Source organism: Lentzea sp. NPDC037011 (genome assembly GCF_055607425.1).
On the sequence record NZ_JBVJRT010000011.1, the window covers coordinates 179959 to 191541 of the forward strand.

Genomic DNA, 11583 nt, shown 5'->3' on the forward strand with positions numbered 1-11583 from the left:
GTTGTGGTCGGTACCACAACAGAGTGACATCTTGCCCGGTTTCAGCCCGTTTCACATGGCAAAAGCCGCGCCCACCTGGGACGCGGCTTTCGGGCATGCCCGTTTCGGGTATCCGAATGGCCCGTTTCTAGCCCAACCAGGCAGCCGCGTCGACCGGCAGCCTGCCGTCGTCGTCGAGCGGCACGCTGGTCACCACCGGTGTCCCGGGCAGCGCGACCGGGTGGCCGGACAGGTTGACGACACAGGTGTGGTCGCCGCGCCGGAACGCCAGCACGTCCTCGCCCAGGTCGAGCCACTCCAGGTCGCCCTCGACGGCCTTGCGCAGGGCGAAGACCCGCCGGTACAGCTCCAGCATGGACCCCGGCTCGCCGGTCTGCGCGCTGACCGAGAACTCCTGCCAGTTCTCCGGCTGCGGCAACCAGCTCGGACCGTCGTCAGCGGACCAGGGCAGCGGCACCCGGCACCCGTCGCGCCCGCGGTCGGTGAACCCCGACCGGTGCCACACCGGGTCCTCCCTCAGCTCGTCCGGCAGGTCCTCGACCTCCCACAACCCCAGTTCCTCGCCCTGGTAGACGTACACCCCACCGGGCAGCGCCGCCGTGAGCATGATCGCCGCGCGGGCCCGTTTCGTGCCCAGTTCGAAGTCCGTGGGCGCCCCGTGCTGCCGGTCCGCGAACGAGAACCCGGTCTTCTCCCGCCCGTACCGCGTGACGTGCCGCGTGACGTCGTGGTTGGACAGCACCCAGGTCGGCGGCGCGCCCACGGGTTCGTGCGCCGCGAGCGTGCTGTCGACGACCTTGCGCAGCTCGGCCGCGTTCCACGGGCAGCACAGGAAGTCGAAGTTGAACGCGCTGTGCATCTCGTCGTTGCGCAGGTACCGCGCGAACCGCTCCGGGTCCGGCAGCCACATCTCCCCGACGAGGATCCGGTCGCCGTCGTACTCGTCGACGACCTTGCGCCAGTGCCGGTAGATCTCGTGCACGCCGTCCTGGTCGGAGTAGGGCAGGTCCGCGTCCGGTTTCGAGAAGTCCTTGACCAGCCCGTCGGCCACGTCGATGCGGAACCCGTCGACACCCCGGTCGAGCCAGAACCGCAGGATGTCCTCGAACTCGGCGTGGACCACCGGGTTCTCCCAGTTGAAGTCCGGCTGCTCGGCGGCGTAGAGGTGCAGGTACCACCGCCCGTCGTCGAGCTTGCTCCACGCGGGCCCGCCGAACCGCGACTTCCAGTCGTTCGGCAGCTCCTCGCCGTCCCGGATGTGGAAGCGGTCCCACAACCCGTCCCTGAACCACGGGTGCTGGTCGCTGCAGTGGTTCGGCACCAGGTCGATGATGATCCGGATGCCGAGGTCGTGCGCGTCGGCGATGAGCTCCTCGGCATCGGCCAGCGTGCCGAACACCGGCTCGATGTCGCGGTAGTCGGCCACGTCGTACCCGCCGTCGGCCAGCGGGCTGGGGTACCAGGGGTTGAGCCAGATCGCGTCGAACCCGAGTCCGGCGATGTGCTGGAGACGCTGCCTGAGGCCGGCGAGGTCGCCGACGCCGTCACCGTTGCCGTCGGCGAAGCTGCGGAGGTAGACCTGGTAGATGGATGCGTTGCGCCACCAGCTCATGCGCGGTGTCCTTTCAGCCCTTGATAGATCCCGCGGTGAGCCCCGCGAGGATGTGCCGCTGGAACGCCAGGAACAGCGCCACCATCGGCAGGCTCGCCAGCACCAGCCCGGCGAGCAGGAGGTTGATCGGGGTGTCCGGTGCGAAGCGCTGCAACGCGACGCTGAGCGTCTGCTTCGCCGGGTCGGGGAACACGAGCAGCGGCCAGATGAAGTCCTTCCACGCCGCCACGACCGTGAAGATGGAGACGACGGCGAGGATCGGGCGCGAGATCGGCAGGACGATGCGGGTGAGGACCGTCCAGGTGCTCGCACCGTCCATCCTGGCCGCCTCCAGCAGCTCCTCGGGGATCTGGTCGAAGAAGCGCTTGAGCAGGTAGACGTTCAGCGCGTTCGCCGCGGCCGGCAGCCAGATGCCGGCCGGGTTGTTCAGCAGGCCCAGGTCGGTGAGCGTGAGGTAGACCGGCACCAGCAGGGCCGTGGCGGGCAGCATCATCGTGGCCAGCATCAGGCCGAGGACCACGTTGCCGAACAACGGCTTCAGCTTCGACAGCGCGTACGCGGCCGGGATGATCACGACCATCTGCACCGCCCACGCCCCGAACGCGACGACGACGGTGTTCAGGAAGAACTTGCCGAGGTCCATGTAGTTCCAGGCGTCGGCGTACGCACCCGGCTCCCACGTCCGCGGCAGGACCGTCGGCGGCTGCTGGGCGAGCTCGGCCGGTGGTTTGAACGCACCGAGCAGCACCCACACCAGCGGCACGAGGAACGCGACCGTGAACAGGACGAGGGTGAGCGCGAGGACGACCCAGTAGAGCTTGCCGCCGGGTTTGGTGAGGGTCCTCACGCGTCCGCCCTCCTGGTGAGCTTGAGGTAGAGGAAGGAGAAGACGCCGAGCACCGCGAACAGGATGAGGCTGAGCGCGCTGGCGGTGCCGAAGTCGTTGTAGACGAAGGCGTAGCGGTAGAGCAGGAGCAGGACCGTGACGGTCGAGTCCTCCGGGCCGCCGCCGGTCATGATGAACGGCTCGGTGAAGACCTGCATGGTCGCGACGACCTGCAGCAGCAACAACATCAGCAGCACGAACTTGGTCTGGGGGATCGTGACGTTCCAGACCTTCCTGAAGATCCCCGCGCCGTCGAGCTCCGCGGCCTCGTACAGCTCGCCGGGGATCGTCTGCAGCGCTGCCAGGTAGATCAGCGTCGCCGCGCCCATGTTCGCCCACGTGGTGAGCAGGACGATGCTGATCAGGCTGGTGTCCGCCGAGTCGAGCCACTGCAGGCCCGGCAGCCCGGCTCCGCGCAGGACCGAGTTGAACAGGCCGGGTCCCGGGTCGTAGAACCACTTCCACAGCAGGGCCGTGACGACCGGCGGCAGCATCACCGGCAGGTAGACCAGCAGCCGGAAGTAGCCCTTGGCGTGCCGCAGCTCGTTGAGCACCACGGCGGTGAGGAACGGGACGCCGAAACCGATCAGCAGCGCGAGGACCGTGTAGTAGGCCGTGTTGCGCCACGCCACCGCGAACAGCGGGTCGTCGAACAGGCGCCGGAAGTTCTCCCAGCCGACCCACTCGGGGTCGGAGACGAAGTTGACCTGCTGGAAGCTCAGGACCACCCCGCGCACGATCGGGTACCAGGAGAACACCGCGAAGACGACGAGCGCGAGGCTGAGGAAGCCGTACGCGGTGACGTGCCGCCGCAACCTACTTCACCTGCGCCAGAACGGCGTTGACCTTGGTCTCCGCGTCCGCGAGCAGCTGCGCGTGGTCGGCGTCCCTGTTCGTGAGGACCGCCTGCACGACGTTGTCGAGGATCGCGTAGACCTGCTGCGCCTGCGGCGGTTCGAGGCTGCCCCTGGTCTTCTCCGAACCGTCCACGTAGGCCTGGAAGTTCTGCACCGGCATGGTGGCGTACCTGCCCTTGAGCTCCTCCTGCCGCTTGCGCGGCTCACCGGTCCAGATGTCGGCGATCGGCGGGATCGGCAGGCCGACGGGCTGGCCGCGGTCCTTGTACTTCTGCAGGTTCGCTTCGAGCCGGTCCGGGTTGAGGTACTTCCACTGCACCCACTTGAGACCGGCCTTGATCTTCTCCGGCGTGGCCTTCGGGTTGATCATGTAGCCCTCGCCGCCGAGCAGCGTGCCCTGCTGACCGGGGATCGCGGCGAGGCCGTAGTCGTCGTACTTGCCCTTGAACTGGTTGACGATCGCGGCGACGTTGTCCGGCGCGGCCAGGTACATGCCGAGCTGCCCGGCGCCCATCATGTTCTGCACGTCGCCGATCTCCAGGAGCTGCTTCTCGCCCATGGAGCCGTCGTCCCAGCGCATCTCCCTGAGCCGGCGCAGGACTTCCTTGCCCTTGTCGTTGTTGAAGTCGGCCTTGTACTTCTCGCCGTCCTTGCGCGCGACGTCCCCGCCGACGGACTTCATCCACGTGGTGAAGTGCCAGCCGCCCTGGTTGCTCTTGCTGTACTCGGCGAACCCGGTGACACCGGCGTCCTTGAGCTTCTTGGCGGCCGCGCGGACCTCGTCCCACGTCCGCGGCGGCGTGTTCGGGTCGAGGCCCGCCTTGGTGAAGTTCGCGCGGCTGTAGAGCAGGCCCATCGTGTAGTTGGCGGTGGGCAGCCCGTAGACCCTGCCGTCGACCGTGAAGACGTCCTTGAGCTCCTGCTTGAGGTCGCCGTAATGCGGGACGTCCTTGACGTGGTCGGTGATGTCGGCGGCCTGCTTGCGCGCGATGAGCGCCGCCGGATCGGTGAAGTAGACGTAGAAGACGTCCTCCAGCTGCCCGCCGGCGAGCTTGGCGGAGAACGTCTTCGGGTCCATGAACCCCTCGTGCGGCACGAGGTCGACGTCGGGGTTCTGCTGCTCGAACTCCGCGACGTCCTCGTCGAACACCTTGCGGTCGAACGCCTGCGTCTGCGGCGGCTGACCGTTGATGTTGATCACGACCTTGCCGCCCGTGTCAGCCGTGGTACCGCTCCCACAGCCGGCAACGAGCACGCAGCCCAACAACACGGCAGCGGACTTCTTCATGGTGGGGCCGCCCTTCTCGCGAGCGCGTCGATGTGACGGCGACCATAAGTCTCCGTTACATCTGAACGCAATATCCAGACTGAAACTCGCAAGAAGTTGACTGACCTACCTGGCCGGTGCCGTGGAGGCCCTCACCACCAGTTCCGGCTCGAACAGCAGCTCGTCGGGCGCGACGGCGTTGCCGCTGATCTGGTTCGCCAGCAGCTCCACGGCCGCCCGCCCCATGGCCTCGATCGGCTGCCGCACCGTGGTGAGGGGCGGATCGGTGCAGGTCATGAAGGCGCTGTCGTCGTACCCGATGATCGACACATCCTTGGGCACGTCCAGCCCCGCCCGCCGGACGGCCCTGATGGCGCCGAGCGCCAGCGGGTCACTGGCGCAGATGATCGCCGTGACGCCGCGCTGCACCAGCTTGGTCGCCGCCGCCTGCCCGCCTTCGAGGCTGAACATGGCGTGCTCGACGTCCGCCCCGCCACACCGCTGGATCGTCTCCAGCTTGCGCTGGCTCGGCATGTGGTCCGGCGGCCCCAGCACCGCACCGATCCGCTTGTGCCCCAACGAGGTCAGGTGCCCGTACGCCTGCTCCACCGCCACCGCGTCGTCGCAGCTGACCCGCGGGAACGCCAGGTCGTCTATGGCGGCGTTGACCAGCACCGCGGGCAGCTTCCTGGCCATCATCTGCTGGTAGTGCCCGTGGCTTGCATCCCTTTGCGCGTACAGCCCGCCGGCGAACACGATCCCGCTGACGTGCTGTTCGAGGAGCAGCTCCAGGTACTCCGCCTCCGTGACCCCACCGGCCGTCCGCGTGCACAGCACGGGCGTGAAACCTCGTTGGGCCAACGCGTTGCCCACCACGTCCGCGAACGCCGGGAAGATCGGGTTCTGCAGCTCCGGCAGCACCAGCCCGACCAACCGTGCCCGCTCACCCCGCAGCTGCGTGGGCCGCTCGTACCCCAGCACGTCCAGCGCCGTCAGCACCGCCGACCGGGTGGCGTCCGACACGCCGGGCTTGCCGTTCAGCACCCGGCTGACGGTGGCCTCGCTGACCCCGACCTTGGCCGCGACCTCGGCCAGCCTCCGTTGCGTCATGGCGCAAGTGTACGCAAGTTCTTGCGCTCATTTGCGCGCCACGCTCACCCGGCTGGCGGGAGGCCGCCGGGGTGGCTCGTGGCTACGCTGGAGGGCCGTTCCCGGGCGAGGGGAGACGTCATGGCTTCCGAACCTGTTCCGAGCGTGCCCGCGCCGATGGTGCCCGCGCCGGTCGAGCCGGACCGGTTCGGCCAGCCGCAGCCGAAGGTGAGCGGCGTGGACTGGTTCCGGCGGATGCCGAACGGCGGCGGCACGGTCTACCGGCGTCCCTGACCCTTGCACGAGATCCCGCGCGCTCGACACCTTCCGGGAGGCGGCGAACGCGTTCGAGGAGCGGCTCGAGTGCTACGCGGGACCGGAGCACGGCGCGGTGCGCAAAGCCGAGTTCCGCAGGGTGCCGGCCAGCGCTCTGCGCCGGCACATCTCGTTGCCGGTCGGGATGACGGACGCCGACGTTGTGCTCTTCATCGCCGACCTGAGCCGGGAGACGTCGGAGCTCGTTCGCGTGCGGCACCACTACCGGTGGTCGCAGACGCTCGCCGACCACTTCCTGTTCTGGTCCGCTGTCAGGCCGATGTTCGTCCGGACGGTCGCGATGGTCCTGCGCGAGCTCACGCAGGACGGTGAGCGGCAGGTGTGGGTGCAGCCGTTCCTCGACGGCGTCGGCTCGCTCATCCTCGACACCAAGGGCGGCAGGGCATCGCGGCCATCTGGTGACCGCGGCCGGCGGTCAGCCCAGCGCCTCCCGCCACAGCAACGCCACCCCGTGCCCCGGCAACAACCACGACCGCACGTCCAGGTCCCGCAGCTCCCCGGCCTGCAGCCACTGCGCGGACGCCGTCGCCGACCGGAACGTGAACGGCATGACCCGGAACTCGTGCGGCGGCGACTCGGCGACCGCGAGCCCCGTCGCGTCGAAGCTGATGGTGTCCACGAAGGACGGGTAGGGCGACTGCCAGTAGCAGAACCCGTCGTTGGTGCGCTGCAAGGTGCGCGACCACACCGTCAGGCCGCAGATCGCGCGCACCACGTGGTCGTCGGCGATGCCGGAGAGGTCGCACTCGAAGATCCGCAGGTCGCTCATGTGGCTCATCGGGCTGAGCTTGGGCAGCGGGCCCATCGCCTCGCGGAAGAACGTCAGGTAGGTGGCCCACTCGCCGAACCTCACCTCGACCGGCGGGATCTGGCTCGGTTCCGCCGAACGGCGCTGGCCCTCGTGGTCGAGGTAGTCGATGGCGATCTGGGTGGAGCGGCGCAGGTCGTCGACGGACTCCAGGAACAGCGACGAGTCGGGGATGAAGTACAGCTCGAAGAGCGGGTAGCGGCAGGCGGCGCTGATGGTGTCGCGCAGCAGGGCGTTGGAGGTCGCGAAGATGACGAAGCGGTCGACGGGGACGCTGTTGCGGAACTGGTACCGCTGCGTCGTCATCAGGTGGTAGGTCTTGGTGTCGATGCCCTGCAGCTCCAGCTTCACGGTGGTGCCGGTGCTGATCGTGAGGTCGTCGCCGCGAGGGAGCATGCCGCTGCCGCCCAGGACGCCGGCGACCACGTCGTCGTTGGCGACGTTCGGGCCGTAGACGGAGGCCAGGAACGTGCGCAGCACCTCGGAGGGGAGCAGGTGCTCCAGGAAGACGGGACCGGTCAGCCGGCCGACCTCGGCGACCAGGCGCTGGTGCCAGAAGAGCTCGTAGGCGCCGAGCAGGAACCCGGCCAGCGCGGGCAGCGGCCAGGCGACGACGAGCACGTCGTGCAGCACCGAGCGGGTGGCGGGTTGCCAGAGCAGGACGACGCTCAGGTCGAGGGCGGCCAGCAGGATCAGGAGAAGTGCGAGGGCCAGCGCCTGTACCCGCCTGTGCGCCACCTTCCCGCCGCCCCCTCACTCCACCGGCTCGTCCATACATGGTGGGAGTGACGGGGCAGCGGCACCAGACCCGTTCGGTGGACGCCGTACTAGCGGGAGCGGTCCCACATCGGCTCGTCGTGCACGCCGACGTAGGTGCTCAGGCCGGCGCGGGGCTTGGTGTCGTCGGACGTCAGGTCGTCGTACAACCCGAGCAGGTGCGTGGTCATCGCGCTCTTCGCGCCCACCTCGTCGTGGCGGCGCAGGAACCAGATGACCTGCTCGTGCTCGTTCGCCGAGCGGTTGTGCACCTCGCGGGACGGGTGCGCGTGGCGCTTGCAGTCCTGCAGACCGGGCACGAGGGCCTGGTACATCTGCTCCAGCAGCTCGTTGTGCGCCGCGCGGATCAGTGCCGAGTGGAACTCCTCGTCCGCCTCGATCACCTCCTGCACGTCCTCCACCTCGGCGCGCTGGTAGCGGTGGTTGAGCTTCGCGAGCTCGTCCAGCTCGCCGTCACCCGCGCGGACCGCGGCCAGCGAGGCGGCCGTGGTCTCCAGGGCGATGCGCACCTCCAGCAGGTCGGTGTGCGTGAACTGGCGGGCGGCGAGGCGGCCCTCCAGGTGCTCCTCGACAGCGGTCAGGTCGGTGCGGCGGACGTACCAGCCCAGGCCGCGGCGGACCTCGACGATGCCCTGGAGCTGGAGGCGCTGCAGAGCCGTGCGCAACGACGAGCGGGCGACGTCCAGTTTGCGGGCCAGCTCCGGCTCGGTGGGCAGTCGATCACCCGCCCTGAGGGTGCCGCCGATGATCTGCTCCCGGAGCTTCTGCTCGATGAGCTCCGGAAGCGGCCGTCGCGAGTCGGGCGAGAGCGCCCAGCTCTCGCCCGGATGGGAGTCGTCGGCGGGCATTGGCCCAGCGTAGGGCGCTGGCGGTCTGGTTGCAACTTGTCTGGCAACCTGTCCGCAGTTGACAGACAACCTACAACTAGGCGATCCTTGCACTGGGGCGAGAGGCCTCGGACCGCCCACACCGAGGAGCCCCGGCTCGCCCAGTCGGGAGGGGAACGAGATGTCCGCAGGGAGTGCACTCGGAATCGCAGCAGCCGTCGCAGTCGCCGTCACCGCGATCGGATGGCGCACCGTGCTCACGATGGTCGCCGTCTCGGTCGTCGCGCTGGCCGTCGTCGGCTTCGTGAACGTCACCAGCATCATGTTCGGCTGATGAGCAGAACCAGGGTGCCCGGTCTGCGCCGCCCGCAGGCCGGGCACCTCCTCTTCCGGGCGCCGTTCCGGGAAAGGGCCACCGGGTGCTCTAGGGTCTCGGCGGTGGCCACTGCTCACACGCTGCACGCGCGCATCGCGCCCGCAGCCGTCCTGGTCGACGAACGGCGCACGCTCTACCGCCTCGCGGCCGACCTGTTCGCGCCGGGCACCGAGTTGTCGGACAACCTCGCCGACCACCCGGTCGTCCGCTACGAGATCGGCCGCGCCCTCGCCGGTGCCGGCGACCTGGACCTCGCTCGCCTGCACGAGGCGGCCGGCCTGCGCGTGCGGGACGCCGGTGTGCCGGTGGCCGCGGACCCGAGGTCGGCCGCGCTGCTCGAAGCACCGCTGCGGATCATCGCGCCGCCCGGTGCGGTCGTGGAGCCGCTGACCGAGGCGGACGGGGAGCGCTTCTCGGCGGCGCTGCGGGTCGTCGCCGACGGCGTCCGGCTGTTCCGCGCGCTCGCCCCCGACACCGCCGGCGACCTGCTCGCCCACGTGTCGATGCTCGCCGTGCTCAAGCGGGAGACGTCCGGGGGAGTCGTCTCCGCGTCGTCGCGGTACGTGCCCGGCATCGTGCTGGTCGACGAGCCCGCGCTGCCGATCGAGGTGGCCGAGGCCCTCGTGCACGAGGGCGCGCACGAGAAGTTCTTCGACCTGGCGATCACTCGCGAGTTCCTCGACGCGCACGCCGAGGACGTCGAGCTCTTCGAGACGTCCTGGTCGCACGCGCGGTGGCCGCTGGAGCAGACGTTCGCGGCCTGGCACGCCTACAGCTGCCTCGCCCAGTTCGCGCAGGCCTGCGCGGGCGTCGAGCCCGGCCCCGACTCGCTGCTGCCGAAGGCGCGCGAGCGGGCCGAGGAGATCGGCGCGTGGCTGCTCACCCATGAACAGGACCTGCGTCCGGACGCGCGCTGGCTGTTGCGCGCTCTCGCGGGCGAGCCGGGCGGCGCTCCGTCCGTTGTGGACGACGGCGGTGCCGGGATCGGCGCCGGCGACCGGTTCCGCCTCGGCGCGGGCGTCCGCCACCGGCGTGCCGCGTCGGGACGCGCGGTGGTGGGCCGGGTGGCCCCGCTGCCGGAGATCTTCTTCCTGGACGAGGACGCGGGCCGGGTGATCGGCCGGCTGCCGCACGACGGCGGTCCGGTGGCGTACGACGACATCGTTGCGGGGGCGAGCAGGTCGTGGACGGTGGACGGGGAGACCGCGGCGCGGCGTTCGAGGGCCGCGCTGGCCTCGCTCCTGGCGAGCTCGATCGTCGAACGGGTGTCCTGAGCGGTCCGCGGCTGGCGCTCCCGCCGGGTGCCGTTCGTCCCGGTGAAGCGGTACGGCTTACCGAAGGTTCCGCCGCGCGAACCCGATCGGGTGAGAATGCAAAGCTGCTCGCGCCGGGCTCGTCCGCGTCGGGAAAACTGCTGGTGAAAGGGGTTTGCGGTCCGATGTAGACTGCCGAATCCCGTTCCGCGGGAAGCGGCGGTTGACGGCCCACGAAGCCCGGTCCGCTAGTTTTCGGCGACGCACGTTCCGGTTCGAGTTCCGCACCGGTGCGGTGCGGCACCATCTGAAGATCATCACAGGGTTCCGCTTCACTTCTCGAGAAGGAACGATGACCACCCCGAACCAGCCTCTTCGCCGGCCGCAGACTCCCGGCGTCCCTGTTCCGCACCTCCCGACCGGTGCGGGTCCGGTGATCGGTCAGCCCGTCACCCCGGTCGACTGGTTCAGGCGGATGCCGAACGGTGGCACCGTGTTCCTGAGGCCCTCCGAGGGCGCGCAGAACGACTGAGTCGTGATCGACGGAGGAGGGCCGGCCACCAGCCGGCCCTTTCCTCGTTCGGGTGCACACCTCCTCGTGGTCGTATAACAACTGGGCCACAAGGCCTACTGTGAGTTGGTTACTGGTCCGTCAAGCGCACGCCGATGGTCTTAGATCTCGGCAACCCGCCGACCCCAACGGAGCAACCGATGCGCATGACGCCCCTGAGAACCGCCGGCCTCGCCGCCTCCGCCGTGGCGGCCCTGTTCGCGCTCACGACCGCCGCCACCGCCAAGCCGGCACCGGCGCCGGTGTCCGGTGACGAGCGTGCGGTCGCCTACGACGGCAACGTCGACATCAACCACAGGGACGCCTGCACCGTCGGTGGGCTCAGCGGCACGCCGATCGCGCCCGGCCAGTTCACCTTCGCCGGTGGCGCGAACCAGCAGGACGTCGACATCACCGCCGTCCCGGCCGGCACCACGATCACGGGTGTCGTGGTCAAGGGCGGGGACGCCTACAACGTCTATCTGGCCCCCAAGCTCGCTTCGCTGCCGTGGAACGACCTGCGGGCGCCGCAGAACAACGGCGGGCAGGTGCCGGCGATCAGCCACTGGTACGCGTGCGGGACCACCACGCAGCAGTCGAGCAGCAGCAGCTCGACCACCACGACGACCACGACGACCACGATCACGTCGAGCAGTGGCACCACCACGACGACGACCTCGCCGGTGACGACCACGACCACCTCGTCCTCCGGCGCCGTCACGACCACGCCGGCCGTCACCACCACCAACGCCGCCGTCGTGCCGGTGAACGAGGACGACGACCTGGCCTCCACGGGCTTCGGGTCCGCCTGGCTGATCGGCCTGGGCGCCGCCCTGCTCGCCGCCGGTGCCGCCGTGCTGTTCGTGCTGCGCAGGCGCCGCGCATAGGGCCTGTGCCGAAGTCCATGTTCGCGATAGCCGGGCCTGAGGCGGCCCCTGGGGGCAC

14 protein-coding genes are annotated in these 11583 nt (G+C 69.6%); 5 read left to right on the plus strand and 9 right to left on the minus strand.

The window, feature by feature from the left end; genetic code table 11:
- Nucleotides 1-127: 127 nt before the first annotated feature.
- The 5 genes from ACZ7CH_RS31220 to ACZ7CH_RS31240 form a co-directional block, all read right to left on the minus strand.
- A complete protein-coding gene (locus ACZ7CH_RS31220) occupies nucleotides 128-1612 on the minus strand; it encodes a glycoside hydrolase family 13 protein (protein ID WP_360398137.1) in 1485 nt (494 codons plus the stop codon).
- 13 nt (nucleotides 1613-1625) lie between these two features.
- A complete protein-coding gene (locus ACZ7CH_RS31225; protein ID WP_470371345.1) occupies nucleotides 1626-2459 on the minus strand; it encodes a carbohydrate ABC transporter permease in 834 nt (277 codons plus the stop codon).
- Nucleotides 2456-3313, minus strand: a complete 858-nt coding sequence (locus tag ACZ7CH_RS31230) for a carbohydrate ABC transporter permease (RefSeq protein WP_360398141.1) — start codon at nucleotides 3311-3313, stop codon at nucleotides 2456-2458. Before ACZ7CH_RS31230 ends, ACZ7CH_RS31225 begins: the two co-directional genes overlap by 4 nt.
- Before the next feature lies 1 nt (nucleotide 3314).
- Nucleotides 3315-4643, minus strand: coding sequence for an ABC transporter substrate-binding protein (locus tag ACZ7CH_RS31235; RefSeq protein ID WP_470375576.1), 1329 nt, complete (start codon nucleotides 4641-4643; stop codon nucleotides 3315-3317).
- 105 nt (nucleotides 4644-4748) lie between these two features.
- Nucleotides 4749-5732, minus strand: a complete 984-nt coding sequence (locus ACZ7CH_RS31240; protein ID WP_458434132.1) for a LacI family DNA-binding transcriptional regulator — start codon at nucleotides 5730-5732, stop codon at nucleotides 4749-4751.
- A gap of 120 nt (nucleotides 5733-5852) precedes the next feature.
- On the opposite strand from ACZ7CH_RS31240, the gene ACZ7CH_RS31245 reads away from it, so the two are divergent.
- Nucleotides 5853-6005 carry a hypothetical protein gene (locus ACZ7CH_RS31245; RefSeq protein WP_470375577.1) on the plus strand — a complete coding sequence of 51 codons (153 nt, stop codon included), beginning with the start codon at nucleotides 5853-5855 and terminating at the stop codon, nucleotides 6003-6005.
- Nucleotides 6006-6077: 72 nt separating this feature from the next.
- Here the strand turns inward: ACZ7CH_RS31245 and ACZ7CH_RS31250 are convergent, their stop codons facing one another.
- The 4 genes from ACZ7CH_RS31250 to ACZ7CH_RS31265 all read right to left on the minus strand — a co-directional run bounded on the left by ACZ7CH_RS31250 (nucleotide 6078) and on the right by ACZ7CH_RS31265 (nucleotide 8480).
- Nucleotides 6078-6200 carry a hypothetical protein gene (locus ACZ7CH_RS31250; RefSeq protein WP_458434129.1) on the minus strand — a complete coding sequence of 41 codons (123 nt, stop codon included), beginning with the start codon at nucleotides 6198-6200 and terminating at the stop codon, nucleotides 6078-6080.
- 48 nt (nucleotides 6201-6248) lie between these two features.
- Nucleotides 6249-6407, minus strand: a complete 159-nt coding sequence (locus tag ACZ7CH_RS31255; protein ID WP_470371341.1) for a hypothetical protein — start codon at nucleotides 6405-6407, stop codon at nucleotides 6249-6251.
- Between the two features lie 55 nt (nucleotides 6408-6462).
- Entirely contained in the window at nucleotides 6463-7593 is a 1131-nt protein-coding gene (locus ACZ7CH_RS31260; protein ID WP_470375578.1) for a hypothetical protein, read from the minus strand.
- Nucleotides 7594-7682: 89 nt separating this feature from the next.
- The gene (locus ACZ7CH_RS31265; RefSeq protein WP_360398151.1) at nucleotides 7683-8480 is read right to left on the minus strand and encodes a FadR/GntR family transcriptional regulator; all 798 of its coding nucleotides are present in this window, start codon (nucleotides 8478-8480) and stop codon (nucleotides 7683-7685) included.
- 160 nt (nucleotides 8481-8640) lie between these two features.
- Between ACZ7CH_RS31265 and ACZ7CH_RS31270 the strand changes: the two genes are divergently transcribed.
- The 4 genes from ACZ7CH_RS31270 to ACZ7CH_RS31285 all read left to right on the plus strand — a co-directional run bounded on the left by ACZ7CH_RS31270 (nucleotide 8641) and on the right by ACZ7CH_RS31285 (nucleotide 11525).
- Entirely contained in the window at nucleotides 8641-8793 is a 153-nt protein-coding gene (locus tag ACZ7CH_RS31270; protein WP_360398153.1) for a hypothetical protein, read from the plus strand.
- Nucleotides 8793-10109 carry an aKG-HExxH-type peptide beta-hydroxylase gene (locus ACZ7CH_RS31275; protein WP_470375579.1) on the plus strand — a complete coding sequence of 439 codons (1317 nt, stop codon included), beginning with the start codon at nucleotides 8793-8795 and terminating at the stop codon, nucleotides 10107-10109. Before ACZ7CH_RS31270 ends, ACZ7CH_RS31275 begins: the two co-directional genes overlap by 1 nt.
- 331 nt (nucleotides 10110-10440) lie before the next feature.
- Nucleotides 10441-10620, plus strand: a complete 180-nt coding sequence (locus tag ACZ7CH_RS31280; protein WP_458434125.1) for a hypothetical protein — start codon at nucleotides 10441-10443, stop codon at nucleotides 10618-10620.
- A 185-nt stretch (nucleotides 10621-10805) separates the two neighbouring features.
- Nucleotides 10806-11525: an LPXTG cell wall anchor domain-containing protein gene (locus ACZ7CH_RS31285; protein ID WP_470375580.1), complete on the plus strand. Its 720-nt coding sequence runs from the start codon at nucleotides 10806-10808 to the stop codon at nucleotides 11523-11525.
- Nucleotides 11526-11583: the final 58 nt, after the last annotated feature.